Origin of the sequence: Propionivibrio sp. (genome assembly GCF_049316945.1) — a bacterium.
Classification (GTDB): domain Bacteria; phylum Pseudomonadota; class Gammaproteobacteria; order Burkholderiales; family Rhodocyclaceae; genus Propionivibrio.
In genome coordinates this window covers 1-23,647 of sequence record NZ_JBMOJE010000083.1, presented here as the reverse complement: position 1 = coordinate 23,647, position 23,647 = coordinate 1, and the positions used below count along the sequence as shown (strand labels likewise).

Here is a 23,647-nt window from a genome sequence, read left to right as displayed (position 1 = left end):
TTTCTTCGGTCGGGCTGGCTTCGTGGCTGGTGGTGGGGTTGGAGAAGCGGTATTTAACAAACTCACTAAATCCGGGCCGGATCAGGAAATCTGAGCTTCAGTCGCGGCATGATCATGGTTGTCGGCTTCGCAGCTGGAGGCGCCATCAGGTAGCTCTGGCACAAAGACCTGATAGCGGTTTTTTCCAGTCAGTTTGGCACGATACATGGCCTGATCGGCCTGGCGCAGCAACTGATCCGCTTCCACATCAATGACCTGCGGATAAAAGGTGACGCCCATGCTGGCGGATACCTGCAACATGGCATCACCAAAGGGAACAGGCTTCGCCGCCGCCGCTAACAGACGATTGAGCATCGGATCACAGACCTCGATGTCGGCAACATCCAGCAATACGGCGACAAACTCGTCACCGCCAAGTCTGGCCAGCGTGTCGCCCTCGCGCAGGGCCAGTTTCATACGCTCGGCGACTTCGACCAGCAAATGGTCGCCGGCATCGTGGCCGTGCTGGTCATTCACAGCCTTGAAGCCGTCCAGATCAAGGAAGGCCAAGGCCAGCGGCTGCCCGCGTCGTTGTGCCTGGATCAGCGCCTGATGCATGCGGTCGCCAAGCAGCCGACGATTCGGCAGCTTGGTCAGTGCATCAAAATGGGCGATCTGTTCGAGTTGCTGTTCGTGCGCCTTGAGCTGGGAAATGTCCGAGGACAGCGCCACATAGTGGCCAACCTTGCCCGCCTCGTCGCGTACCGCGCTGATGGTCAGCATCGCGGCATAGGCCTCGCCATTTTTGCGTTGGTTCCAGATTTCGCCCTGCCACTCGCCCTCCGTGGTGAGGCGCATCCACATGGTGAGATAAAACTCTGCGGATTGCCGGCCGGAATTGAGCAGGCGCGGATTCTTGCCGCGCACTTCATCCCGCGAGTAACCGGTGATGCGGGTAAACGCCTCGTTGGTGTCGATGATGCTGCCATCGGCCGCAGTGATCATGATCACCTCGCTGGCATGGGTGAACACGCTGGCCATCAGTTGCAGTTTTTCCTTCGATTCCTGCAAGGCGTGCTGCCGCTGCGCCAGGGTATCCAGCAGATGATTGAAGCCGCCGATCAAGGCACCGACTTCGTCGTGACGGGTGATGGGCAAGGGCGCGTGAGGCTGGTTTGAGGTCGCCAGTGCAGTCAGTGTGCTGGTTGCCTCCATCAGCGGTGCGAGCTGGCGGCGCAGCATCCACCAGATCAGCCCGGCAATCAGCAGGCCGGCCAGCGGGGTAAGGATGAAAATGACGGTGCGCCGCACTTCGTTGATGGGGGCGTAGGTTTCTTCGCTGGCCAGGATGACGGAGGCGTACCAGCCGGCAATGGGTATCTGCTTGACCGATACCAGCACTTCCATGCCGTGCGGATTCACCGTTACCGTGTTGCCCTCGTAACCCGCCATGAAGCTGTCAATCGACGGACTGACACCGGGCGCGGGCAGCACTTCCATGACGCGTTTTTTGTCCGAGGTCGACACAATCGTCCGGGTTTGCGGGGTCACCAGAAATGTTTCACCCGTTCGGCCGTGGCGATTATCCGTTAACCGGTCCATGAAATTGGGCAGGCCCAGATCAATAATGCCCGCCAGTGCGCCGATCACCCGATCCTGCGCATCGCGCACCGGTACCGACATGACCACAATAGGCCGCTGAGATTTTTTGCCGGTGAGTGGAGGGCTGATGGAGTATTTCCCCTGAGCCATCACCGATTTGAAATAGTCCCGGCCTTTGATATTGAGCCCGATGCGCTTTGCTGACATCGGCGTCCCGGCCAAAATGTCGCCCTGCGCATCGATGATGATGAGGCCGTCATTAAACAGGTCGGCGTCATCGAAAGGCTCATCCAGCAAGATTTGGGCGTTTTTTCCGCTGGCCAGGGCTGCCGGGGTGAGGCGTTTGGCCAGATTATCCAGCGACTTGAGGCGGAAACCAGCGCCTCGTTGATTTCAGCCGCCACCATGGAGACGGTGGTGAGTTGCTGCGCGGCCAGCAACTCTTTCAGGCGCGGACGCAGGGTCTGGCCGGCGAACAGCATCATGGAAAGACACACGAACAGCGCAATGACCAGAGTCAGCAGGGTAATGCGCGCCTTGAGCGAGTTCGAGTAGGCGGAAAACAGCTTGAACAATTTCTGAAGCTCCTGTGGGGGCGATCGCTAGTCTATTGAACTACTGGTATCCAGAGTATAGTAGCCGATCTGATCATGCCGTCCGGGTGATGGCTACGAAAAAATCGCCATTGATGCACGAAATTCCAAAAATTCTCCGATCAACCTTCCCTTCGCCAACGAGAGCCAACTTCAACAACAGGGGGCAAACCACGGTTTCCGAGAAGAAACATCCCGGTAGTGTGCGCAAAATCTTTCTTTTCGTACGTGGAATCCCCTCGCTTGATCCGCCTGAAGGTGCGCAACGCTTCGCGTTTCTCACCCTACAAAATAGCCAAACCGACGATTGATTGCATAAACTACCGCCAATCGCCAGATCACGAGGAGAACAACGCCATGCCCATCATTTCCATGTTCTACGGCATCATCATCCGCCTGTACATGGTCGACAACCAGCACCACAATCTGCCACACATTCACGCCAAATACGCCGAATTCGAGGCATCCATTGACCTCGAAGACGGTGAGATTCTTGCTGGTGACTTGCCGCGCAAGCAATTGCGTCTGGTGCAGGCGTGGATAGAACTCCATCGCGACGAACTGATGGCCGATTGGGAACTCGCGGTCAGTGGCGAGAACCCTTACAAAATCGAACCACTGTAAGGGGGTTGCCATGTACTGGGACGTAAAAACTGTCAAGCCACTGCCGGACTTCCGAATTTATGTCGAGATTGAGAATGGCCGCAAGGGCATTTTCGACTTGACCCCCTATCTCGACCACGGCGTTTTTCGTGAGCTTCGGGACGTGCATTATTTCAATCGGGTTGGCATTCTGTTTGGGGCAGTCACTTGGCCCCACGAACAGGACATCGCCCCGGAAACCCTGCTGTCTGAAATGCTCCTTGTGGAATCAACTGCGTCTAACTTGGCAGACCACACGGACGCTGCGCGATAAAGCCGCGCAGAGCCGGTGACTTCTACGTTAGAAGGCTCCATGTCCAAGCGCACACTCATCATCGCAATAGCTCTGCTGCTGTTTGCTCCTTGGGCATATTCGCAGCCCCTCATTGCGCACAATTTCAAACCCGCACAGGGTTATGTCCCTGATGCAGCGACCGCGATAAAAATTGCTGTCGCAGTGTGGGAGCCAATTTACGGGCAGGAGAACATTTCACAGCAAAAGCCGTACACGGCTGTTTTGGTCAACGGTATCTGGATTGTGGAAGGTACTTTGCCAAAACATTTACTCGGTGGTGTGGCTGTCGCTGAAATTGCAAAAGACGATGGGAGGGTTTTGAGAGTGAGTCATGGAAAAATTAACCTTCTAACCCTACGCTCAAGTTCGCTCCCTGCGGTCGCTGGGACGCGCCTTCGGCGCGCCCCTTAGCTCCACGTTAGCGCTCATCATTATCTCGTCATGTACGGCTTCTTGCCAATTCCACCGCCGCATCTGAGCTTCGCCGCTTGCGGTCTTGTTGGTTGTTCAACACAATCGACGAGGTCAGCAAATCGATAGGGGCAGTATCGAATGATCCTTTTCAGGATCAACGCTGTGACGCAGGTGCTTCAGGGAATGATGGCGAGAAACAGGAAGGCCGCGAACAGTATGAGGTGCACTGTTCCTTGCAGTACGGTGGCTTGCCCACCGATGAGGGTGATGGCACTGACCAGCAGGGTCAGTGCCAGAAGTACGATCTCCTTGGCTGGCAAGCCGAGATCCAGGGTGGTTCCCATGGCAAGAGCAACGACACCAACCGCTGGAATGGTCAGGCCGATAGTGGCCAGTGCCGAGCCCAGCGCCAGATTGAGACTGGTCTGCATTTGATTGCGTTGCGCCGCGTGCAGTGCGGACAGTGTTTCCGGCATGAGAACGAGCAGCGCAATGGCAATGCCGATCACTGACGGCGGTGCCGAAATGGCTTCAACACCATTTTTGATTGCCGGCGACAGTTGTTTAGCCAGACCGACAACGCCGATCAGTGCCAGCAAAAGCATAGCAAAGCTGGCCCTGGCGGTGGCCAGCAAGGGTGGGTGGTGTGTTGCGTAGCTTCGTCCGAACCCTCTATCAGCTCCAGTACTTCTGGAAGAAAGTGATCTTTATGGCGCACCGTCTGCACAAAGACGAATACCAGATAGAGAATGAGCGACATCAGGCTGGCAAAACCCAACTGTGCGGGGGAATAAATCGGACCCGGCGTGGTTGTGGTGAATTGCGGCAGAATCAGGGTGAGCGTGGTTAACGCCGCGAGCACAGACAGTGCGGAACTGCTGCCCTCGGCACGAAAGGTGAGGATGTGGTGTTTGATGCTGCCTGTCAGCAGGCAGATGCCAATCACACCGTTGCAGATAATCATCACCGTGGCGAAGACCGTATCCCGGGCCAGACTACGCGCTTCATCACCGCCGGATAGCATCATCATCGACACGATCAGCGAAACTTCGATCACGGTGACGGCTAGTGCCAGAACAAGTGTACCCAGCGGTTCGCCAATCCGATGGGCGATGAATTCGGCATGAAAAACGGCGACCAGTACAGTAGCGATCAGGGGCAGGGATATCAGTAGCAGGAAGATGGGGCTGGCACTGTCACCACGGCCGGAAAGCAGCAAAGCGCAGGCGGCGACCGGAATGATCAAGGTTATGGCAGGAAGGTCGAATAAACGGGGGGGGGCACGTGGTTCCGATTCGGCAAGGAGGTTGTGGCTAAGGCGGAAAGAAGGGTTGCGTGGTGGGAGATTCCGGGAACACTGATAAATTCAGCGGTAATGCCAAGAGTATCCCCGGATTTTTCATTTGCGGTCAACCTTCAGCGGATGCGGTGCAATGTGACCGAAGGAAATGCAGAGCCGCTTCGCTTATTGACACCCTGCGCGGCCTGAAGTTTTCAGAATAATGACGAATTGGCCTGAGAGGCTCGTCAATAGGTCATTCCAGCCAAGCATGCCGTGGAGGGCGCTTGAATATTGGACCGTAGAGTATGCCTTTTGAAGATGGCCGTATTTACTGCCTTCCAGGCATGCTGCAAAGAAGTTGGTAGTGGCTAACGCATTCGCTTCAACTGCTTAGCGCAGTCGCCAGTGTCTTCGCGTTGTGCCGCATCATGTCGAGGTAGGTCGGTGCCGGTCAGTCGGCTTTCGACAAGGAATCGGAATGCACAGATAGACACTCTTGAACGCTCGGCGCTGCAGGTCGGCCTCTTCTCCAATTCGGCGATCTGTTTTGGCGTGGCGACGATGGCCGTCCTGCAATTGGCGCTGATCTATGTGCCGCTGATGAACCGGTTGTTTGCCACCGCACCCATTGGTCGGCGGGCGTGGCTGGAAATTTCTTCGGTCGGGCTGGCTTCGTGGCTGGTGGTGGGGTTGGAGAAGCGGTATTTGAATCGGCACAAGAAGTCTAAAAGTAGCGATAACCGATAACACTTTGGTGATGAATCAAGGAAAAAAGATACGGTTTGATCTTTGAAGTTAAGCATGCAAGGTTGAGACTTCGCAAAGACCTGGAGATAATGCCTTCATGATGAGCTTGCCTGATCTGTGCGGACGGTGGATTTGCCTTCCAGTCACCGGCTGCATTGAATCTGTTTCCCCTTTTTTATCCACTTAGAAATCCAGCCTGGCGACTTGCCTTGTTCGATCCATCGGAGCCGTATAGTTCGGCGGATTGACTGGCTTCGCGGAGAATCCATAGATGCCTATCCTTGAAATCATCCTCATCTGCATTTTGATAGCTGGCGCTGTCCTTTTTGTTCTTTGGAAGCGCCGTAAAGGCATCGAGCACATGAACCGTCAGTCGGTTGAAAAATCCGAGCAGAATGCTACACGTGATTTTGTCATCAGCTACAGCGTCGATACCGACCCTGGTGGCGACGTCAACGTTTCCCCTGTTGCTGGGGAATTAACCGACCTGCTGCCCCCAGCCGAGGAGAAGGGGGAACTGCATCAGGTGCCGGAGGAGAAACAGCAGCAGGAACAGCAGCAGGAGCGGGAGCCGCAGCATGAGCCGGCTGAAATACTTCCCGGAAACGTCTTTCCGCTGGGGGCCACCTTCAACGGTGCCGGTGTCAATTTTGCGCTGTTTTCCTTGCATGCCGAAGCGGTGACCTTGTGTCTTTTCGATGCCAGCGGGCAACGTGAGACGACACGCCTTCCTCTGATGGCCGGAGCGGCAGGCGTCTGGCATGGCTACCTGCCTGGCGCTCGCTCCGGTCTGGTTTATGGCTACCGGGTAGCAGGCCCTTACGAGCCGGCGCACGGCCACCGATTCAATCCGGCCAAACTGGTGCTGGACCCGTATGCTCTTTCCGTCGTCGGGGAATTCCGTGATGCGCCGGTTCACTATTGTTATCAGGCTGAGGCACAGCACCTGGCGGATACGCAGGATAATGCGGCCTACGCCTTGAAAGCACGGGTTCTCGATGAACCGTTTGACTGGGAAGGCGACGTTGCACCCAGCGTGCCATGGTCGCAGACGGTTATCTATGAGGCGCATGTCAAAGGACTGACTCGCCTGCACCCGCAGATTCCCGAGGCGATTCGGGGTACGTATGCCGGGTTGCGGCATCCCGCCATGATTGCGCATTTGCAGCGATTGGGCGTGACGACGCTTGAGCTTCTGCCCATTCAATACTTTGTCGACGAACCGCATCTGCAGAAAATGGGGTTTCGCAACCACTGGGGCTACAACTCGATCGGCTGGTTTGCACCCGAGCCGCGCTATTGGTCTGGTCGAGAAGGAACGACTCCCTTGTCCGAAGTCAGGGAAATGGTGAAGGCGCTGCATGCGGCGGGTATCGAAGTCATCATGGACGTAGTCTTCAACCACTCTGGCGAAGGCGGCGCGCTGGGGCCCACACTTTCGCTGCGCGGTATCGACAATGCGGTCTACTACGCCCTCCATTCCGGGGGAGGGTGCGAAAACTGGTCGGGTTGTGGCAATGCGCTGAATTTTGCACATCCGCGCGTAGTGCAGTTGGTGATGGATTGTTTGCGTTACTGGGTAAGCGAATGCCATATAGATGGTTTCCGCTTTGACCTGGCAGTCACTTTGGGTCGCAACGGTGCTGCTTTCAGTCAGTCAGCCTCCTTGTTTGCCGCCATGCAGCAAGACCCGGTGCTGGCCCAATGCAAGTTGATTGCCGAACCTTGGGACATTGGTCCGCATGGTTACCAGATTGGCCACTTTCCAGCCGGCTGGGGCGAATGGAACGACCAGTTCCGCGATGTCCTGCGGGGTTTCTGGCTTAAGGATGGCGTGACCCGGTCAGTGTTCGCCCAACGCTTTGCAGCCTCTGCGGACTGCTTCCGGAAGCCGGGACGCAGCCCGGCAACTTCGATCAATTTCCTGACGGCCCATGATGGCTTCACGTTGGCCGACATGACTTCCTACAATCATAAGCACAATCTCGCCAATGGCGAACATAACCGGGACGGACACAGCCACAACCAGAGCTGGAACTGCGGTGAGGAAGGTCCGAGCCTCGACGACGATATTAACCTGCTCAGGCGACGCGTGCGCAAAGCAATGATAGCCAGTCTGCTGCTCGCGCAAGGTACCCCGATGTTGCTGGCTGGGGACGAACTCGGACATACCCAGCAGGGCAACAACAATGCCTACTGTCAGGATAACGAGCTTACCTGGCTGGACTGGTCTGTCGCTGACCATGAAATGGTAGCCTTCGTGGGCAAAATCATCGCACTACGCAAGGAAATTCCGGCATTGAGCAACGGTCAATGGTGGACGGGGCAGCCGGATGCGGCAGGGGTCTGCGATGTGACGTGGCTGAATCCGGCCGGTAGCGTGATGACGCCGCACGACTGGGACGACAGCGCCAGCAAGGCGTTGATGATCAGGTTCGACCGCGACTGGCTGTTGCTGATCAATGGGTCGGGACATCAGGTAAATTTCAACGTGCCTGAAGGCCGCTGGCGGGTACGGCTGTCGACAGTCGAGGACGTATCAAAACCAGGGAGTTCATTTGTTGCGCCCCCACGCAGCTTCGCGTGCTGGCAGGCAAAACTGTGAAGCATTGGCTTCAATTGCCTAGTGCGGCTGCCAGAGTCTTCGCGTTATGCCGCATCATGTCGAGGTAGGTCGGGGCCGGTCCGTCGGCTTTCGACAAGGAATCGGAATACAGGGTGCCGCCGATCCTCGCTCCTGATTCCTGACGGATACGTTCGAGCAGGCGCGGGTCTGAGATGCTTTCCATGAACACGGCGGGAATTTTCTCCCGGCGAATCTGCTGGATGATCCGCCCGACATCGGCGGCCGAGGGTTCGGCATCGGTGTTAACGCCGACCGGTGAGATGAAGCTGATTCCGTAGGTACGACTGAAATAGCCGAAGGCGTCGTGCGAGGTGACCACCCGGCGCCGCTCTATGGGAATCGCATTGAAGGATTTGCGAATATCGCCGTCGAGCGCGTTGATCTCCTGTTTGTACTTGGCTGCATTGGCCTGATACACGGCCTTGCCAGCCGGGTCGGCTTCGCCCAGCGCCTGCGCGATGTTGTCGACATAGGTCAGCGCGTTGGCAAGATCCTGCCAGGCGTGGGGATCAACCTCGCTGTCGTGGTCGTGTTGCCCCTTCATGTGAGGCCGTTTGAGTGTTTTTACCCCGGTGCTGGCCATAAGCACCTTGCCGCGATAGCCGGAAGATTTGATCAAGCGGTCGATCCAGCCTTCGAAACCATAGCCATTGACCACGACTAATTTGGCTTGGGCGAGCGTTTTTGCGTCAGCTGGCGTCGGCTGGTAGACGTGGGCATCCGCATCCTGGCCGACCAATGTATGAACCTGAACCCGCTCGCCGCCAACGCGCTGTGTCAGATCGCCAAGAATGCTGAAGGTGGCGACGACGTTGAGGGTTTCTGCGGTAGAAGTTCCAGTCAAGCCGATGAGGGCAAGAAAGGCAAACATTACCAGACGGAAAATGCTTCGTTTTGGAAAACACTTCATACGATTCTCACAGCGAAGGGATGTTGAAGAGCAAGGACTAAAATCCTCGCCACCAAGTCACCAAGGGCACAAAGTTTCACCAAGAAAAGCAAGAAGTTGAGAAGTTAACTTGGTGCTTCTTGGTGTTCTTGGTGTTCTTGGTGACTTGGTGGTGAAGCATTTGACTTCAGAGGTTGTGAAAATATCAAAAATCCACCGCAGAGGCATTTTTTCACAACTTCTCAGCGTTCGAAATGCCAGCGCGGACGCAGCCGGCTGACCAGCGGGCCGAGTGGGCCAATGGCCATAGACAAAATATAGAGGCCGCCAAGTGTCAAAACGATGGCCGGTCCGGCGGGCAGGTTGACGTAGTAGGAGAGCAGCAGGCCGATCAGCGAGCCGGTGAAGGCGATGACCACCGCGACCAGAATGAGCGGGACGATGTTGCCGACCCAGAAGCGTGCTGCGGCTGAAGGCAGGATCATGATGCCGACGGCCATCAGCGTGCCGAGTGCATGGAATCCACCGATCAGGTTGAGCACCACGAGGACCATGAAACCGTAGTGCGCCACCGGGCTGAGGCGGCTGATTCGGACCAGATGCGCCGGGTCGCAGCATTCGAGAACGATCAGGCGCAGACCGACGGCGATGGCGACTATCGAACACGAAGCGAAGCTGGCCAGGAGGAGGAGGGCGGCATCGTCCAGCGCGAGTACGCTGCCGAACAGCACGTGCAGCAAATCAACATTGCTGCCGCGCATGGAGATGATCAGCACGCCGGCGGAAAGCGAGATCAGATAGAAGGTGGCCAGGCTGGTGTCTTCCTTGATCACCGAGTTGCGCGCCACGCCGCCGGCCAGCAAGGCCACGGCAATGCCGGCGACCAGCCCGCCGATGGTCATCGCCGATAGCGAAAGCCCGGCGATCAGGTAGCCGACGGCGGCACCGGGCAGGATGGCGTGCGAGATGGCGTCACCGGCCAGACTCATGCGGCGCAGCATCAGGAAGACGCCGATTGGCGTGGCGCCCAGTGATAGTGCCAAACAGCCCGCCAGCGCCCGGCGCATGAAACCGAACTCGATGAAGGGGGATATCAGGGGGAAGCTGAGCAGTGTGTCAATCGGGCTCATCAGAGCGAGTGCCCCACATTCTCGTGGGCACAGATTGCCGCCCCAGGGACTTCACCTTGAGCTTCGCCCAGTTGGCGGGCGCGTAGCAGGTTCGCTTCGCTCAGAACCTCCGCCGTCGCTCCCCGCGCCACCACTTCACGCGCCAGCAACAGCGTTTCGGGGTACTCCTGACGAACGTGCTCGAAATCGTGCAGGACGCTGATTACCGTGCGGCCTTCGCCACTCCAGCGCCGAACCAGCGCAGCAAGGTCACGGACCGTATTGGCGTCGATGGCGCCGTAAGGTTCGTCAAGCAATACCAGCGGCGAATCCTGCAATATCACGCGGGCAAAGCGCGCCCGTTGCACCTGCCCGCCGGAGAGCTGACCGATTGGCCGATTTTCCAGCCCGCTCAAGCCAACCGCCGCGATGGCTTCTTCGATGCGCTGCTTGGCCGCACGATCAAAGCCTCGAAAGGCCCCGAATTGCGACCACAGCCCCATCGCCACGAAATCGAAAATCACGATGGGAAAGCTGCTGTCGAGCGTCGATTGCTGGGTGAGGTAGGCAATGTTTTCACGCTTCAGGCCAATCAGCTCGACTTTTCCCTGCATTGGACGCAGTTCACCGACGATGCCTTTGAGCAGCGTCGATTTTCCGGCGCCGTTGGGGCCGACCACCGCCAGCAGGCTCCCGGCGGCGATCTCACCCTTGAGGTGGTGTACCGCCGGATGCCGGTTGTAGCCGAGCGTCAGGTTATCGAAGCGGAGAATCGTCGCTGCCGCAGAATTCATGACAGCGCCCAGTGGATCGTCGCCCACAACAGAACGAGCGCGCCGGCCGCCCAGACCAGGCGCGAAACGACGCCCGAACATAAAGCCGGGTTGGGGCGGGCATATTTCATTGCTACAGGGTGGCTGTTTGGCGCATGCATGAGCGTGTCGAAGCTCGGCCTTTGGAAAAGGCAATGCTGCCTTATTTCACCCCTAAATGCAACTTTGTTGCACTAACAAGCGGTGTCAGAGGCGCGCCGCAAGCGTTGAAGCGTCGAATAATCGTTGGTAACGCGCCAGGCTGTTTAGCGTTCCGCAGACGTAAAGTGCGTCATCCGGGCAAACTCGGAAAGCATCGTCGAATTCGACAAACACCTCAGATGCGTGCTCGACCGCGACCACCTTGGCCCCCGTTCGTTCAAGCTCCTCGCTATGCCACGGATGCACGCCAGCCAGGGTGCCGGCGCTCAGGCGGCTGAACTTGATCCGGTTTTCAACGGGAACGACCAGTTCATCAAGCAGGTGATAGGCCAGAATCTGTCCGGCAACCTGACCTTTCGAAATGGCGAAATCGGCACCGGAACGGTAAAGCCGCACTGTATTCGGTGTCCGGTTGACACGTACGATGAGCGGAACTTCGGGGGCGTATTCGCGCACCACGACGGTGGCAAAAACGGATTCGCTGTCATCGCTCAGGGCCAGAATGACCGCGCCGGCCTCATGAACCCTGGCCTGCCTGAGGGTGGCCTGTTCCAGGATGTTGCCCACAACATCGACTCCGGTTGCAGCGACCTGATCAATCACGATGCAGGTTTCACCGGCATCCTTCAGCATTTCAATGACCTTGCGCCCAACTGCTCCGAAGCCGGCCAGCACGATCGGGCCGGTTCGACGGATCGGCATGGCCATGCGTTCGACTTTTTCCAGATTGGCAGGGGCACCGACAATGACCAGAATCGCACCCGGCTCCACGCGCGTCTGCGGACCCTTGGTGGTGGTAAAAAGCCCTCCGTGCCATTGGCCGATGACCGATACGCCATGCTGTTCGCGAAGATGCAATTCACCCAGTTGCTTTCCGGCCAGCGGACTTCCCGCCCGGATGCGGAATTCTGCCATGCCCACCTTGTTTCCCAACAGATGCATGCCTTCTGCCGGCGGGCTGATGCGGGTACTGGCACGCGAAGCCAGGGCCGCGCCGAGCACATGCGCCGGGGTGAATACCTCGGTGGCGCCAATTTGAACCATCGGCGGCCGGTAAAGCGGGTCGTCAGCCAACGCATAGAGTGGGCCGGTAAACCCCGATTCGCGAACAATGAAGGTGCATGTTGCATTGGCGTGATCGCCGGCATTGGTGACCACGGCACGCGCTTGTTTCACCCGCGCCACGGTCGCCGGATCATCGGCCATCTTGCCGTAAACCACGTCGTAACCGCGATCGCGCAGGCTGCGCGCCAGCGTCATGTCCTCTTCAAAAATGACGAAAGGGGTGTTCGTGCGCTTGAATTCCTCCAGCAAGGACTCGATTTCCGGACCGTAGCCGTAGAAAAGCACCTTGCCGTCCATCGGCGGCAGCACATGCTGCAAGCGAACTTCGAACTGTTCTTCAAAGTAGGGCAAAACAAATAACGGAAAGATCAGGAAAGCCAAAAACTGGCCAAGAAATGGGGTAATGATGACAAAAATAGCCAGGGCCGGGTGATTCCAGTGATTGTCACCACCGTAGCCGGTAGTGGTAAGCGTTTCAGATGCCCACTGCAAGCTCTCCAGAAAAGTGCGTGGAGTGCCTTCCAGATGCTCCATTCCAAGCATGTAGGTCGTGCCAAGAATAAATACCGCAGAGGGAAGAAGGGCAAGTAGCACCAGAAGGCGTCTGGTTGAACGCTTGAGATTTAACTGCATTTTCCCTGGCTCTTTTTGTTAACAGCACGAAGTATCCCCGGCGTTGGCAGACTGGTCAAACGTCATTGACCCTTGCCACCATCGCGCAGCAAGGGCAGGGCGTTCAGGATCCACTCAGAGGCTGTGAAGAAATGCCAGAACACCCAAACGCAGAGACGCAGAGGTTTCGCAGAGAAAACCTTTATAACATGGGGTTTCCATTGTTTTGCGCCTCTGAGGTGGATTCAGGCTATTTTCGCCGGCTCTCAAATTTTCGTATCGTGCAAGCCAATCAAATTGCGACCGCCCGCTTTGGCTTGATCCTAGAAAAAGCAGTTGACCACGGCGAACACAGCGAACACATCGGTAAAACAATGGCTTGCAATGTTTTCATGAATCACCCTTTGGGTGAGCAATGAAATCCTGAAATGCTGAGGCTTTTCGCTGTGCCCGCCGTGTCGCCGTGGTTTGAACTGCGGTTTTTAGGTTGATACATCGCGGCATCACCCCGGTGATGCCCGTCGATAGGCGATCTTCAGGTGACATGCCACGGATGCCTCATGAACATTGGCTTGCGTGGCATAGGGCTGCAAGGTGACCGTATTCAGGGGCTTCCAGCGATGCCTGTTTCAGTCGCTTGGTGAACTTGATAAGCCGGGTAGGTCTGCCTGATGCTTACCGGCAAGAGGATGAAACCTGACCAGATTGCGCCATGCCGAATACCGGGCTCTTCAATCGCTTGCTGATAACCGGCTGTCCGATCATCGATCTTCCCTCGTTGAGCGGGGCGGCGATGTAATCCCTGTCGATGTAATTGATGCCGACCCGTTCTGAAGGCAAGGGGAAATCAGCAATCGCCGTGCCATCGAGCCGGGTGATGAAGGTGCCGCCATTGAACAGAATCTGCAGAGTCGGGCGTTGTTCCAGCATAGTCTGCAACGCTGCAGGCTCCTCCTGCATGGCCTGCGTAAACAAGCTGGCCACTTTTTCCAGGGCCTTGAAGCGAATGTCCAGTTCGTCATTAACCTGAGCGGCAACAATGGATACGGTGGAAAACTGCTGCTCGCCCAACAGACGTTCCATGTCTTCGCGCAACATCTGGCTGGCAAAAAGCGAAAGAGACCAGATGCTGATCACGAAAATAGCCAGCGTGAAGAGTGTCACTCTGGTCTTGATCGAGCGCCACTGAAAGGTTTTCCGGGGCATGCGGTTTTCGGTGTGGATGTCTTGGAGGCTGGAGGGGGAAGAATGCGCTTATTTGTGGAAAACTGCCTTCAGATGAAAGTCATACGGGGCTGGAAACTTCAAATGTACCAATTCAATTGCAGACCCTCGCTTCTCAATTCCGATGATTTGACTTTTCAAGAGGTGTGGTCACTTGGCATTTGCCACTGATACTATCTGGCCTTCTTGTTTTATTTGCTTTTCCCGATAATTGCTGCTGACACAGAAATGAAAACAAGCGATGCAGGATGAGTTCTATATGCGCGAGGCGCTTTCGCTGGCACGCTCTGCCGAGTGTCTTGGCGAAGTGCCGGTGGGGGCCGTGGTTGTTTTTGAGGGCGTGATCGTCGGTCGTGGATTCAACTCGCCAATCGGCGAAAGCGATCCGACCGCCCATGCCGAAATCGCCGCCTTGCGCGATGCGGCGCGCAAACTGGAGAACTACCGTCTTCCGGGCTGCGAGCTTTTTGTCACGCTTGAACCGTGCGCGATGTGTGCCGGGGCCATTCTTCATTCGCGCATTGCCCGCGTGATCTATGGTGCCCGCGACCTGAAAACCGGCGTGCACGGCAGCGTCGTCGATCTGTTCGCCGTTGAACGCTTGAATCACCATACGACAGTGATCGGTGGCGTGCTGGCCGAGGAATGCAGCCAGTTGTTGTCCAGCTTTTTTGCCGGGCGCCGCGCCAAACGGGAGCAATAGGCGTGCACATTCATATTTCGATCGCCCAGCAGTCGCTGACCTTGCTTGACGGGGCAGGGCAGGTGCTGTGCTGTTTTCCGGTTTCCACTGCAACGCGAGGCGTCGGGGAACAGCGCGGCACTTATTGCACACCGCGCGGGCGGCACCTTATCCGCGCCAAGATCGGTGCCGGGCAACCTGAAAACGCCGTCTTTGTTGCGCGTCGTCCCAGTGGTGAGATTTATTCGCCGGAACTTGGCAGCGCCTTCCCCGAGCGCGACTGGATTCTCACGCGCATTCTGTGGCTATCCGGCTGTGAGCCGGAATACAACCGTCTCGGCTGCGTCGACACCATGCGCCGCTACATTTACATCCACGGTTGCCCGGATACGGCAACGCTGGGGATTCCGGGATCGCACGGTTGCATTCGCATGCGCAATGCCGACATTGTTGAATTATTTGACCGTGTCCCGGTTTACACGCCGGTGGAAATTACCGAGAACTGATGAATGCCGAGGCTTGAAAAGTCTCGCACACCTCGCCAAGCGGCGTGGCGGTCGGGCCAAAACTCCGTTCGACCAGGGTAATCAGGCCGGTTTTTTGCATGGTCAGCAAACTTGAGGCGCGCGTGCCGTAATTCGGCGAGTTGACGAAAACGGCGGAGAGAATTCGTTCCCATTCAAGCGGGACGCCGGTTTCCGGCAGGTGCATGTCGGGAACGATTTCCTGGTCGGCGAGCAGTTCAAAGAAGGGGGCTGAAGACGGCAAGTGCTCAAGTGCCGAGGCAAAGGCCGTTTTTGCGGCCGATAGTTTTGGCCACGCGGTGTCGAGCAGGTGGTTGGATAGCCCGTAGATTCCCGGTGCCAGCCAGCGTGGGCCAGGCCCACGGTTCGAGTAGTAACCGAGCCGGCGGCCGTCACCGACGAACAGGTTGAATCCGTTGTAGTTACTGCCGCGACTGGCGAGTGCCTCAAGATAGCTTTCCGGGTCACTTTCACTGGAGAGGAAGTCGGCCACCAGAGCCCCGCGGGAAGGCGCGTCGGCAAGTTGCCGGCCACCTTCGCGGTAATTGGTCAGCGCTGCAAATCGCTGTTGACGGCTGATGCCGAGCCAGGTTCCGCCGGCTTCCAGATCACGTCCGGCGAGAATCTGCGGGGCTTCTGTCCAGAATGCGGCAGGCGCTGAAGGCCGGGCAAAAAACTCGTCCCGGTTGGCCGCAACGACCAACGGGTATTCAGGATGGACTTGCCAGGCCAGAAGAATCAGGCACATCGAAACTTGCCTGAATCCAGAGGCTTAGAATTCGACAGGATCGATAGTGATACGCTGGCCGCCCGGCGCGCCGAGGGCAAGATTGCCAGCGGCAACGAAATTTTCCTGAATGACCGCAAGCGCCTCAAAGCTCCCGCCGGGCGCTGGCGCCGCGCTGGCGACCGTGCCGCATGGATGCTCGGGGTTTTCCGGGGTGTAAATCGCCTCTCCGGGGGAAATGGCGCCGGCCGAGTGGATGCGGTAGAGGTGGCGCTTGACCTTGCCGAGATACTGCGTGCGGGCAACGATTTCCTGGCCGGGGTAACAACCTTTGTGGAAGCTGACGCCGCCAATTTTGTCGAAATTGGCCATTTGCGGGATAAACGCTTCCTTTGTGGCATCGGTAATCAGCGGGAAACCGGCCTGAATGTCGAGCCACTGCCATACCGGCGTTCCTGCCGGACGGGCGCTTGCAGCAAGCTTCTTCCAGAGTTCTGCCGCAGCATCGCTGCTGACGACAATGACCAGGCGTGTTGTGTCAAGACGAATGACATGGCCGTCGGCGAAGGCCGCGGTTTCCAGCAACTTGGCTGGTGAAGGCAACCCGGCGCGCTCTAGAGCCGCCACGGACTGCGGACCGGATAATCCGATACATTCGTGGCTGGTGGAAAGGTCGGCAATCTTGACCTTGGAGCGCAGCACGAACATTTGCAGGCGTTTCTGGATGGCCGACGCCAGATCGGAAGACAACAAAACCCGATAGTCGGGGCCATTGCGATACAGAAGGAAACTCGCCAGCATTCGACCCTTGGCCGAGCACCAGGCCGAATGCTGGGCAGACCCGGAAGCCAGATGATTGATGTCGCTGGTCACCTGGTTATGCAGGAATGTCTTCGCGTCATCGCCTGCACATTCGAACATCCCGAGATGAACAAGCGGCGAAATAATCGTTGCATCGCGAGCCGCAACAAGTTCCGAGTCGAGGTCGCCAAAATCCGCAACCATTCCGTTATCGATACGGGCACCGGAAGCGCCAAGAAATTCTTGCCAGAGGGAGTTCATCGTTGCATTTTTCCGTGAGGTTTTTAGCAGGGTGTTTGCCGCCCGAACAGGGCAAACAAGGCTGGCGAGATTGAATGAGCGTTCGTTTTCGACCCTGATGCAGCACATCGGTTCATCGCTGCGGGTTTCGGCTATTATATCGCCACTCTACGCCACGCTGCGCCATTCCAATACCATTCCCCCATTCCAGACCTGTGGCTCCAAGACCTCTCCGGATCGATGCTTAAACTGATAATAAAACTGATCATCCTTGGCCTATTCCTGGTCGTAGCACTGGGTGGCGGGTTTTTCTGGCTGGTTTCATCGCCACTGGGTTTAAGCACTGAACAGGTTGATTTTCACATTACTCCCGGTAGCAGCATGCGCGCTGCGGCCAGGGATATTGCGGACGCAGGCGTAGCGATCCAGCCTTGGCAGCTCATTGTTCTTGGCAAGCTGCTGGGCGTGGAGAAGTCGATCAAGGCCGGGAGTTACGAGATAACCCGTGGCATCACGACCGTGGAATTGATGAACAAGCTGACGCGCGGTGATGTGACGCAAACCGAGATCGCTTTTATCGAAGGCTGGACCTTCCGCCAGATGCGTGAGCGGCTTGATGCGCACCCGGACATACGCCACGACAGCAAAGGCTTGCCGGAGTCGGAAATCATGCGCTTGATCGGAGCCCCGAAAGGCGCTGCAGAAGGTCTGTTCTTTCCTGATACTTATTTTTTTGCCAAGCAAGGCAAGGATCTTGATCTGCTGGCGCGCGCCTATCGGACCATGCAGCGTCATCTTTCCCGCGAGTGGGAGGCGAGAGCGGCCGGACTGCCCTATCTTGATGCCTATCAGGCGTTGATCATGGCTTCGATCGTTGAAAAGGAAACCGGGCGAGATCAGGACCGGCCGCTGGTGGCGGCAGTCTTTGTTAACCGGCTTCGTCAGGGCATGCTGTTGCAGACTGATCCGACCGTTATTTTCGGCGTCGGCGAGAAATTTGACGGTAACCTGCGCAAAAGTCATCTGCTCACCGACACGCCATACAATACCTACATACGTTCGGGCTTGCCGCCGACACCCATCGCCATGCCCGGTCTGGCCTCGCTGCAAGCGGCATTACACCCGGCAGCAAGCCAGTCGCTCTATTTTGTTGCGCGCGGTGACGGAAGCAGTCAGTTCTCCAGCACGCTGGATGAGCATAATCAGGCGGTAAACCGCTATCAACGAGGTGGAAAACAAGGTGAACAGCGTTGAACCGAGGCAATAAACGAGGCAAGTTCATCACCTTCGAGGGGATTGACGGCGCAGGCAAAAGCAGCCATATCGCCGGTGTTGCCGACCTGCTTCGGGCGCATGGTCTCAATGTGGTAAGCACCCGCGAGCCGGGTGGCACGCCGCTCGGTGAAAAGCTTCGCGAATTGCTGTTGCATGAGGCCATGCATCTTGAGACCGAAGCCATGTTGATGTTTGCCGCGCGCCGCGAGCATCTCGCGCAGGTCATCGAACCGGCAATGGCGCGTGGCGACTGGGTGGTCTGTGACCGCTTCAGCGATGCCACCTATGCCTATCAGGGTGGCGGGCGTGGTCTGGACAAGCAAAAGTTTGCCGAACTTGAGCAATGGGTGCATGGGTATCTGCAGCCCGACCTGACCTTTCTTTTTGATTTGCCTCCCGATGTGGCCAGCCAGCGCATTGCCGCGCAAGGTCGCGAACTGGATCGTTTCGAGCAGGAACGCGCCGATTTCCATGTTCGGGTACGGCAGGCCTACCTCGAACGTGCGGCGGCGGCGCCGCAGCGAATCCAGGTGATCAATGCCGATCAGCCGCTAGGCAATATAAAGAAACTGGTTCAAGAATCAGTTCTAATGCACTGTTTATGAATATTATTGATCTTCACAGCGAGGTTTGGGCGCAACTGGGTGCCAGACGCGCTCAATTGCCGCACGCGCTCCTGATTTCTGGTCAACGAGGCATAGGCAAATTCGATCTGGCCCGGCGTTTCGCCGAGTCACTGCTTTGCGAGAACACTACGGCTGCTTCTCAAGCCTGTGGTATTTGCCCAGCTTGTGGCTGGTTGGCCCAGGGCAACCATCCGGATTTCCGTCTGCTGCAACCGACGGCGCTGGCAGAAGAAGACGGCGATGTTGAAGAATCGGGCAGCAAGAAAAAACCGAGTCAGCAGATCACCATCGATCAGGTTCGCGCCCTTGATGACTTCCTCCATGTCGGGACACACCGGCAGGGCGCACGTGTGATATTGATCTATCCGGCCGAAGCAATGAACCGTTCGACAGCCAATTCTCTTCTTAAGTCGCTCGAAGAACCGATTGCAAGTACATTGTTTATATTGGTATCTAGCGAGGCAGAACGCTTGCTGCCAACGATTCGCAGCCGCTGTCAGTCGCTGACTGTTGCGCAACCCGTGCGCAGCCGGGCCGAAGAATGGTTACGTCAGGCGGGCGTCAGTGATGCCGCGCACTGGCTGGCGCTGGCCGGAGGCTCACCCCTGCTGGCTGTCGAACTGGGAAGCGAAGAACGTGTATTGCTGGATGCCTTGATCGCCGAGATGTCGCGCGGCAGCAAGCTTGACCCGCTGGCCGCCGCCGCTGCCGTTGATCGGGTAGTTAAAGCAGAGAAACGCCCTGCGCCCCTGAAACGTATGATCGAGTGGTCGCAAAAGTGGCTTTTCGACCTGACGCTGGCCAGCGAGGGGCTCCCGCTGCGCTATTTCATCTCGCAAGCCCAGTTGTTGCAGCGACTGGCAAAATCGACCGATACCGCTAAGCTGTTGGCATTCAACAGAAAAACGATACAATACAAGATGCAATGTGAACAACCCTTGAACAGTCGCCTTTTTCTTGAAGATTATTTCCTGAGCTACGCGGCCCTGTTCCGAACTTCCTGAGGCGGATATGCCCGAAGTAGTCAGTTCCAAACCTGCAGTCACTTCCTCACCGCGGCCGAGTGTTCTGTCGCTGAACATCAACTCGAAGTCGGCGCTTTACGCTGCTTTCATGCCTCTGCTGCGCAACGGAGGCATCTTCATTCCTACGACACGTGCTTACAACATTGGCGACGAAGTGTTCATGCTGCTGTCGCTGATGGACGACCCGGCCAAGCTGCCGATTGCCGGTACCGTTGTCTGGATTACTCCACCCGGTGCCCAGAACAGCAAGGCGCAGGGGATTGGCGTGCATTTCAAGAATGACGAAAGCGGCATCGAAGCGCGGCGCAAGATCGAAGGGCTCCTTGGCGGTGTGATGCAGTCCACGCGGCCGACCCATACCATGTAATGGCCATCTGATGCTTGTCGATTCACATTGTCATCTTGACTTCCCGGATCTGGCTGAAAACCTCCCGCATCTGCTTGATCTGATGCACAAGAACGATGTGGGCTGCGCCGTCTGCATCGGCGTCAATCTGGAAGATTTTCCGCGTATCCTGTCCCTTGTCGAGGCTCATCCTCATCTTCTGGCTTCGGTTGGCGTCCATCCTGAAGTCACCGATGGACGCGAACCAACGGTCGACGAACTTGTCAATCTGGCTCGGCATCCGAAGGTCATCGCCATCGGTGAAACCGGACTTGACTATTATTGGCACAAGGATGCACCGGAATGGCAGCGGGAACGCTTCCGCAACCATATTCGCGCCGCCCTTGAGTCGGGGAAACCGCTGGTGATCCATAACCGTGAGGCGACGGCAGATACGCTGCGTCTGATGTCAGAGGAAGGAGCAGGGCAGGTGGGCGGCATCATGCATTGTTTCACGGAGACTTGGGAAGTGGCCGAAGCAGCCCTGACCATGGGATTCCACATTTCCCTCTCCGGTATTGTTACTTTCAAGAAGGCGCTGATCGTGAAAGAGGTTGCTTGTCGTGTTCCGCTCGAGCGCTTGCTCATCGAGACTGATGCGCCGTACCTGGCGCCCATGCCGTATCGCGGGAAAATCAACCAGCCGGGCTATGTCAGGCACGTTGCCGAAGAGATCGCACGCTTGCGGGGAATTTCCTTCGAAGAACTTGCCACCGCCACGACCGACAATTTTTTCCGCCTTTTCCCTCAAGCCAGAACAGGTTTAACCCAATGAAAATAATCGCTATTCTATTTGCGCTGCTGCTACCGGCACTTGCCTCTGCAGGTTCTTATGAAGACATGGAAGAAGCGCTGATTCGTGGCGACGCACCCGCCGCCATTAATCTGATCAAGCGCGGCGTGGACATCAACACGGTTGATCGAACCGGCAACACGCTGCTTATCCAGTCTGTACGGCGAGACGTTCCGGATCTTTTCGATTATTTGATGCAACGTCGCGCGCGGCTCAATGTGCGCAACCGGAATGGCGAAACGGCGCTCAGTATTGCCGCTTACACGGGCAAGCTCCCGTATGTACAGCGTCTGGTCGAAGCCGGTGCCGAAGTGAACTTCTATGGCTGGCCACCCCTCGCGTACGCCGCCTTCAACGGTCATTTGGCGATTGTCGACTACCTGCTGAAACACGGTGCAGAGATCAACGCGACAACCGAAAACGGTTCGACGGCCCTGTTTTTTGCAGCGCGCTTCGGGCACCGCGAGGTCATTGAACTGCTCTTGAAGAACAAGGCCGACCCGACGATTGCCAATGAGAATGGCGAGACAGCGGTTGACTGGGCTTTGAAGAGCGAGAACACCGACATCGAGGGCCTGTTGCGTGCCGCTGGAGGACGCTCAGGCAAGTCGGTGTTTATCGAGCTTTCAAAGTAACGAAACCGGCCGTAAGGGGCGGGACAGGGGGAGCACGCGGGTCTTTCCGGCCTTCAAAAACTTGTTGATGATCCGGTAGATATCTGGATCGAAGCCGCGTTCACTGCGGATTTCAAGCAGTTCATGAAGCGCTGCTTCGTCGTGCACCGTACCCAGGTGGCGCCAGCAACTCATCAGATGGTAATCCTCGCGCATCCCGAATTCGTCGCGCTCGACCAGCGCCACCGGGCCGGGGTACGGCCAGTCGCTTAGTTTGAACTTTGCCAGTGCAGTCATCAGCCGGGCGCTGTGCAGCGATACCGTCTCCTTGCCGACGCATACGCCGCGACACGTCTTTTGCTTGTAGGCAACGCAGGCTTCCCCCGGTTTGCCTGCGCCAATCCCGATCTGGCTGTGGCACAGGCGGTGCACTTCAGCGAGCTTGCGCAGGGCATGGATCGCCTCACGCTGATTCATGTACAGGCCAAACAGATCGGTCGCCAGCGCAAAGTCGATATCCCGGGCATAGACGAGTTGCGGGCGAAAATCCCCCTCGCCATGCTGTATCAACTGCCATGAGCAAAGTTCTTCGGTTGATTTTCGCGTGGCAGCGGACAATTCGAGTTCGTGCAAGCGCGCACCCAGTTCGCCGGCTGCCTCGCGCCACTCGATGCGCCATGTGTTACGCACCAGCGCCGTATCGCGGTTGGCCGGGGCAAAATGCGCCAGGACCTGCTGGCGAATATTGGCGCTGCGCTTGATCAGCAGCACGCTCCCGTCTTCGCCGTACAGGGCATAGGCGCCTGGCGCTTCTGGCAGGTCGTCGATCAACGCCGGGTCGATTTGTGCTGGCAATTCCGGCCGGCCAACGATGGCGTCGATGGTGTTGCGGATAGTTTCAGTTGGCAATAACTCATGCCAGCGCTGCCAAAGATCCCAAAGCGCCTGTGCATCAGCCAGGGCGCGATGGCGATCGCCCACAGCGATGTCGTAGCGCGTCAGCAAGGCATCCAGGCTGTGACGGTGATGCTCGGGAAACAGTTTGCGTGACAGTTTGACGGTGCACAGGTTCGGCGCACGAAAATCGATGCCGATACGTTTGAATTCGCGCTTGAGGAAAGTGTAGTCAAAACGGGCGTTGTGGGCGATAAACAGGCGTCCGCGCAGCTTTTCAAGAACGACCGGCGCCAACTGCTCGAAGACCGGGGCGGTTGAAACCATCGCCGTATTGATTCCGGTCAGCCCGGTGATGAACTCTGAAACCGGCCTTTCCGGATTGACCAGAGAACTCCACTCGCGAACACCATTTTCATCGACCTCGACGAAGCCGATTTCGATGATGCGATCATTGGCAAAATTTGCGCCTGAAGTTTCCAGATCGACAAAAATAAGCGGCTCAGGGGCAAGGACAGGATTCATCGATTGGGCAGGGAAGGATTTGTGAATGGATTCAGCGGTTGTGAAAAAATACCTGAACACCTACCGCAGAGGCGCAAAGGAGCAAAGGTTTCGCAAAGAAAACCTTTGCAAACAATGGGGTTACTTTGCGCTTTCTTTGCCTCTTTGCGGTGGACTCTTGATATTTTGACAGTTTCTCAGGCAAACCAGCGTTGAACCCAATGACTGAATTCGTTTGCCACGCCGGATTGGCAGCCGATCAGGATACCAGTTTCCATTCCCGAAGGCAGCGCTGTAATCAGCATTGACGCATGAACACCTCGGCAAACCCCGATGACATATTTTTGCTCCGCATTGTCTGGTTGCGGCCACAAAGCATTCGATGTCGATGCGCATTTTGTCGGATTTTGATGTGGTTTGTTTGGCTTTGCTGAGCGATCGATCTGCAACCTCAGACGACCTGACCTCTAGGATATTGTGATGTCCACAAAGTCAGCGCGAACA

Annotated in this window: 27 protein-coding genes; 14 read left to right on the top strand and 13 right to left on the bottom strand. The window is 56.9% G+C overall.

The genetic code is table 11. From position 1 onward, the window contains the following. Nucleotides 1-81: 81 nt before the first annotated feature. Nucleotides 82-1,803 (bottom strand): diguanylate cyclase domain-containing protein, encoded by a 1,722-nt coding sequence (locus ACOYNV_RS17445; protein ID WP_422901074.1) that lies wholly within the window; start codon nucleotides 1,801-1,803, stop codon nucleotides 82-84. Next, the gene (locus ACOYNV_RS17440) at nucleotides 1,731-2,156 is read right to left on the bottom strand and encodes a hypothetical protein (protein WP_422901075.1); all 426 of its coding nucleotides are present in this window, start codon (nucleotides 2,154-2,156) and stop codon (nucleotides 1,731-1,733) included. The genes ACOYNV_RS17445 and ACOYNV_RS17440 overlap by 73 nt, the downstream gene beginning before the upstream one ends. Before the next feature lie 261 nt (nucleotides 2,157-2,417). Between ACOYNV_RS17440 and dhiT the strand changes: the two genes are divergently transcribed. The 3 genes from dhiT to ACOYNV_RS17425 are packed head-to-tail and all read left to right on the top strand — an operon-like array spanning nucleotide 2,418 to nucleotide 3,522. Continuing rightward, complete coding sequence (gene dhiT, locus ACOYNV_RS17435; RefSeq protein WP_422901073.1) at nucleotides 2,418-2,798, top strand: type II toxin-antitoxin system toxin DhiT; 381 nt, start codon at nucleotides 2,418-2,420, stop codon at nucleotides 2,796-2,798. Nucleotides 2,799-2,808: 10 nt separating this feature from the next. Beyond that, nucleotides 2,809-3,090, top strand: a complete 282-nt coding sequence (locus ACOYNV_RS17430; RefSeq protein ID WP_422901072.1) for a DUF2442 domain-containing protein — start codon at nucleotides 2,809-2,811, stop codon at nucleotides 3,088-3,090. 39 nt (nucleotides 3,091-3,129) lie between these two features. Further along, on the top strand, nucleotides 3,130-3,522 hold the full coding sequence (locus ACOYNV_RS17425) for a YbbC/YhhH family protein (RefSeq protein WP_422901071.1): 393 nt from the start codon (nucleotides 3,130-3,132) through the stop codon (nucleotides 3,520-3,522). Between the two features lie 179 nt (nucleotides 3,523-3,701). Here ACOYNV_RS17425 and ACOYNV_RS17420 read toward each other — a convergent pair whose 3' ends face one another. Both ACOYNV_RS17420 and ACOYNV_RS17415 read right to left on the bottom strand, forming a co-directional pair. After that, a complete protein-coding gene (locus ACOYNV_RS17420; RefSeq protein WP_422901070.1) occupies nucleotides 3,702-4,130 on the bottom strand; it encodes a hypothetical protein in 429 nt (142 codons plus the stop codon). Further along, the gene (locus tag ACOYNV_RS17415; RefSeq protein WP_422901069.1) at nucleotides 4,112-4,771 is read right to left on the bottom strand and encodes a calcium:proton antiporter; all 660 of its coding nucleotides are present in this window, start codon (nucleotides 4,769-4,771) and stop codon (nucleotides 4,112-4,114) included. Before ACOYNV_RS17415 ends, ACOYNV_RS17420 begins: the two co-directional genes overlap by 19 nt. 480 nt (nucleotides 4,772-5,251) lie before the next feature. Here ACOYNV_RS17415 and ACOYNV_RS17410 point away from each other — a divergent pair, with 480 nt between their 5' ends. Further along, nucleotides 5,252-5,554 carry a cation transporting ATPase C-terminal domain-containing protein gene (locus ACOYNV_RS17410; RefSeq protein ID WP_422901068.1) on the top strand — a complete coding sequence of 101 codons (303 nt, stop codon included), beginning with the start codon at nucleotides 5,252-5,254 and terminating at the stop codon, nucleotides 5,552-5,554. Nucleotides 5,555-5,825: 271 nt separating this feature from the next. After that, nucleotides 5,826-8,159: a glycogen debranching protein GlgX gene (glgX, locus tag ACOYNV_RS17405; protein ID WP_422901067.1), complete on the top strand. Its 2,334-nt coding sequence runs from the start codon at nucleotides 5,826-5,828 to the stop codon at nucleotides 8,157-8,159. 10 nt (nucleotides 8,160-8,169) lie between these two features. On the opposite strand, the gene ACOYNV_RS17400 is transcribed toward glgX, so the two are convergent. From ACOYNV_RS17400 to ACOYNV_RS17385, 4 genes are all read right to left on the bottom strand, one after another. Beyond that, nucleotides 8,170-9,090, bottom strand: coding sequence for a metal ABC transporter substrate-binding protein (locus ACOYNV_RS17400; RefSeq protein WP_422901066.1), 921 nt, complete (start codon nucleotides 9,088-9,090; stop codon nucleotides 8,170-8,172). A gap of 221 nt (nucleotides 9,091-9,311) precedes the next feature. After that, nucleotides 9,312-10,199: a metal ABC transporter permease gene (locus ACOYNV_RS17395; RefSeq protein ID WP_422901065.1), complete on the bottom strand. Its 888-nt coding sequence runs from the start codon at nucleotides 10,197-10,199 to the stop codon at nucleotides 9,312-9,314. After that, a complete protein-coding gene (locus ACOYNV_RS17390) occupies nucleotides 10,199-10,972 on the bottom strand; it encodes a metal ABC transporter ATP-binding protein (RefSeq protein WP_422901064.1) in 774 nt (257 codons plus the stop codon). The genes ACOYNV_RS17395 and ACOYNV_RS17390 overlap by 1 nt, the downstream gene beginning before the upstream one ends. A gap of 225 nt (nucleotides 10,973-11,197) precedes the next feature. Continuing rightward, nucleotides 11,198-12,850 carry a potassium channel family protein gene (locus ACOYNV_RS17385; protein ID WP_422901063.1) on the bottom strand — a complete coding sequence of 551 codons (1,653 nt, stop codon included), beginning with the start codon at nucleotides 12,848-12,850 and terminating at the stop codon, nucleotides 11,198-11,200. A 65-nt stretch (nucleotides 12,851-12,915) separates the two neighbouring features. Between ACOYNV_RS17385 and ACOYNV_RS17380 the strand changes: the two genes are divergently transcribed. Continuing rightward, nucleotides 12,916-13,248 (top strand): hypothetical protein, encoded by a 333-nt coding sequence (locus ACOYNV_RS17380; protein ID WP_422901062.1) that lies wholly within the window; start codon nucleotides 12,916-12,918, stop codon nucleotides 13,246-13,248. Between the two features lie 256 nt (nucleotides 13,249-13,504). Here the strand turns inward: ACOYNV_RS17380 and ACOYNV_RS17375 are convergent, their stop codons facing one another. Further along, on the bottom strand, nucleotides 13,505-14,035 hold the full coding sequence (locus tag ACOYNV_RS17375) for a hypothetical protein (protein WP_422901061.1): 531 nt from the start codon (nucleotides 14,033-14,035) through the stop codon (nucleotides 13,505-13,507). Between the two features lie 259 nt (nucleotides 14,036-14,294). On the opposite strand from ACOYNV_RS17375, the gene tadA reads away from it, so the two are divergent. Together tadA and ACOYNV_RS17365 are read left to right on the top strand one after the other, a co-directional pair. Then, the gene (gene tadA, locus ACOYNV_RS17370; RefSeq protein ID WP_422901060.1) at nucleotides 14,295-14,756 is read left to right on the top strand and encodes a tRNA adenosine(34) deaminase TadA; all 462 of its coding nucleotides are present in this window, start codon (nucleotides 14,295-14,297) and stop codon (nucleotides 14,754-14,756) included. Nucleotides 14,757-14,758: 2 nt separating this feature from the next. Next, nucleotides 14,759-15,241, top strand: coding sequence for a L,D-transpeptidase family protein (locus ACOYNV_RS17365; protein ID WP_422901059.1), 483 nt, complete (start codon nucleotides 14,759-14,761; stop codon nucleotides 15,239-15,241). Here the strand turns inward: ACOYNV_RS17365 and ACOYNV_RS17360 are convergent. Both ACOYNV_RS17360 and ACOYNV_RS17355 read right to left on the bottom strand, forming a co-directional pair. Next, nucleotides 15,228-16,007, bottom strand: a complete 780-nt coding sequence (locus ACOYNV_RS17360) for an NRDE family protein (RefSeq protein ID WP_422901058.1) — start codon at nucleotides 16,005-16,007, stop codon at nucleotides 15,228-15,230. The two genes, ACOYNV_RS17365 and ACOYNV_RS17360, sit on opposite strands and share 14 nt — an antisense overlap. Nucleotides 16,008-16,031: 24 nt before the next feature. Next, nucleotides 16,032-17,048, bottom strand: a complete 1,017-nt coding sequence (locus ACOYNV_RS17355; protein ID WP_422901057.1) for a YgfZ/GcvT domain-containing protein — start codon at nucleotides 17,046-17,048, stop codon at nucleotides 16,032-16,034. 219 nt (nucleotides 17,049-17,267) lie between these two features. Between ACOYNV_RS17355 and mltG the strand changes: the two genes are divergently transcribed. From mltG to ACOYNV_RS17325, 6 genes are read left to right on the top strand one after another with little or no spacing between them, the layout of a single operon-like run. Beyond that, nucleotides 17,268-18,281, top strand: coding sequence for an endolytic transglycosylase MltG (gene mltG, locus ACOYNV_RS17350; protein WP_422901056.1), 1,014 nt, complete (start codon nucleotides 17,268-17,270; stop codon nucleotides 18,279-18,281). Continuing rightward, nucleotides 18,278-18,907, top strand: coding sequence for a dTMP kinase (gene tmk / locus ACOYNV_RS17345; RefSeq protein ID WP_422901055.1), 630 nt, complete (start codon nucleotides 18,278-18,280; stop codon nucleotides 18,905-18,907). The genes mltG and tmk overlap by 4 nt, the downstream gene beginning before the upstream one ends. Then, nucleotides 18,904-19,932, top strand: coding sequence for a DNA polymerase III subunit delta' (gene holB, locus ACOYNV_RS17340; protein ID WP_422901054.1), 1,029 nt, complete (start codon nucleotides 18,904-18,906; stop codon nucleotides 19,930-19,932). Before tmk ends, holB begins: the two co-directional genes overlap by 4 nt. A 7-nt stretch (nucleotides 19,933-19,939) precedes the next feature. Continuing rightward, on the top strand, nucleotides 19,940-20,320 hold the full coding sequence (locus ACOYNV_RS17335; RefSeq protein WP_422901053.1) for a PilZ domain-containing protein: 381 nt from the start codon (nucleotides 19,940-19,942) through the stop codon (nucleotides 20,318-20,320). Nucleotides 20,321-20,330: 10 nt separating this feature from the next. Then, entirely contained in the window at nucleotides 20,331-21,113 is a 783-nt protein-coding gene (locus ACOYNV_RS17330) for a TatD family hydrolase (RefSeq protein WP_422901052.1), read from the top strand. Continuing rightward, a complete protein-coding gene (locus ACOYNV_RS17325; RefSeq protein WP_422901051.1) occupies nucleotides 21,110-21,766 on the top strand; it encodes an ankyrin repeat domain-containing protein in 657 nt (218 codons plus the stop codon). The genes ACOYNV_RS17330 and ACOYNV_RS17325 overlap by 4 nt, the downstream gene beginning before the upstream one ends. Here ACOYNV_RS17325 and ACOYNV_RS17320 read toward each other — a convergent pair. Both ACOYNV_RS17320 and ACOYNV_RS17315 read right to left on the bottom strand, forming a co-directional pair. After that, nucleotides 21,758-23,164, bottom strand: a complete 1,407-nt coding sequence (locus ACOYNV_RS17320; RefSeq protein WP_422901050.1) for an exonuclease domain-containing protein — start codon at nucleotides 23,162-23,164, stop codon at nucleotides 21,758-21,760. The two genes, ACOYNV_RS17325 and ACOYNV_RS17320, sit on opposite strands and share 9 nt — an antisense overlap. Before the next feature lie 176 nt (nucleotides 23,165-23,340). After that, nucleotides 23,341-23,592, bottom strand: a complete 252-nt coding sequence (locus ACOYNV_RS17315) for a hypothetical protein (RefSeq protein ID WP_422901049.1) — start codon at nucleotides 23,590-23,592, stop codon at nucleotides 23,341-23,343. Between the last annotated feature and the right edge of the window lie 55 nt (nucleotides 23,593-23,647).

Excerpts from the sequence above, each read along its gene's own strand:
- ACOYNV_RS17360 (WP_422901058.1), bottom strand. The coding sequence starts at position 16,007 with ATGTGCCTGATTCTTCTGGCCTGGCAAGTCCATCCTGAATACCCGTTG.
- ACOYNV_RS17320 (WP_422901050.1), bottom strand. The coding sequence starts at position 23,164 with ATGAATCCTGTCCTTGCCCCTGAGCCGCTTATTTTTGTCGATCTGGAA.
- ACOYNV_RS17420 (WP_422901070.1), bottom strand. The coding sequence starts at position 4,130 with ATGCTTTTGCTGGCACTGATCGGCGTTGTCGGTCTGGCTAAACAACTG.
- ACOYNV_RS17425 (WP_422901071.1), top strand. The coding sequence starts at position 3,130 with ATGTCCAAGCGCACACTCATCATCGCAATAGCTCTGCTGCTGTTTGCT.
- ACOYNV_RS17385 (WP_422901063.1), bottom strand. The coding sequence starts at position 12,850 with ATGCAGTTAAATCTCAAGCGTTCAACCAGACGCCTTCTGGTGCTACTT.
- ACOYNV_RS17355 (WP_422901057.1), bottom strand. The coding sequence starts at position 17,048 with ATGAACTCCCTCTGGCAAGAATTTCTTGGCGCTTCCGGTGCCCGTATC.
- ACOYNV_RS17430 (WP_422901072.1), top strand. The coding sequence starts at position 2,809 with ATGTACTGGGACGTAAAAACTGTCAAGCCACTGCCGGACTTCCGAATT.
- ACOYNV_RS17375 (WP_422901061.1), bottom strand. The coding sequence starts at position 14,035 with ATGCCCCGGAAAACCTTTCAGTGGCGCTCGATCAAGACCAGAGTGACA.
- ACOYNV_RS17330 (WP_422901052.1), top strand. The coding sequence starts at position 20,331 with ATGCTTGTCGATTCACATTGTCATCTTGACTTCCCGGATCTGGCTGAA.
- ACOYNV_RS17395 (WP_422901065.1), bottom strand. The coding sequence starts at position 10,199 with ATGAGCCCGATTGACACACTGCTCAGCTTCCCCCTGATATCCCCCTTC.
- ACOYNV_RS17390 (WP_422901064.1), bottom strand. The coding sequence starts at position 10,972 with ATGAATTCTGCGGCAGCGACGATTCTCCGCTTCGATAACCTGACGCTC.
- tadA (WP_422901060.1), top strand. The coding sequence starts at position 14,295 with ATGCAGGATGAGTTCTATATGCGCGAGGCGCTTTCGCTGGCACGCTCT.
- glgX (WP_422901067.1), top strand. The coding sequence starts at position 5,826 with ATGCCTATCCTTGAAATCATCCTCATCTGCATTTTGATAGCTGGCGCT.
- ACOYNV_RS17335 (WP_422901053.1), top strand. The coding sequence starts at position 19,940 with ATGCCCGAAGTAGTCAGTTCCAAACCTGCAGTCACTTCCTCACCGCGG.
- ACOYNV_RS17400 (WP_422901066.1), bottom strand. The coding sequence starts at position 9,090 with ATGAAGTGTTTTCCAAAACGAAGCATTTTCCGTCTGGTAATGTTTGCC.
- holB (WP_422901054.1), top strand. The coding sequence starts at position 18,904 with ATGAATATTATTGATCTTCACAGCGAGGTTTGGGCGCAACTGGGTGCC.
- mltG (WP_422901056.1), top strand. The coding sequence starts at position 17,268 with ATGCTTAAACTGATAATAAAACTGATCATCCTTGGCCTATTCCTGGTC.
- ACOYNV_RS17325 (WP_422901051.1), top strand. The coding sequence starts at position 21,110 with ATGAAAATAATCGCTATTCTATTTGCGCTGCTGCTACCGGCACTTGCC.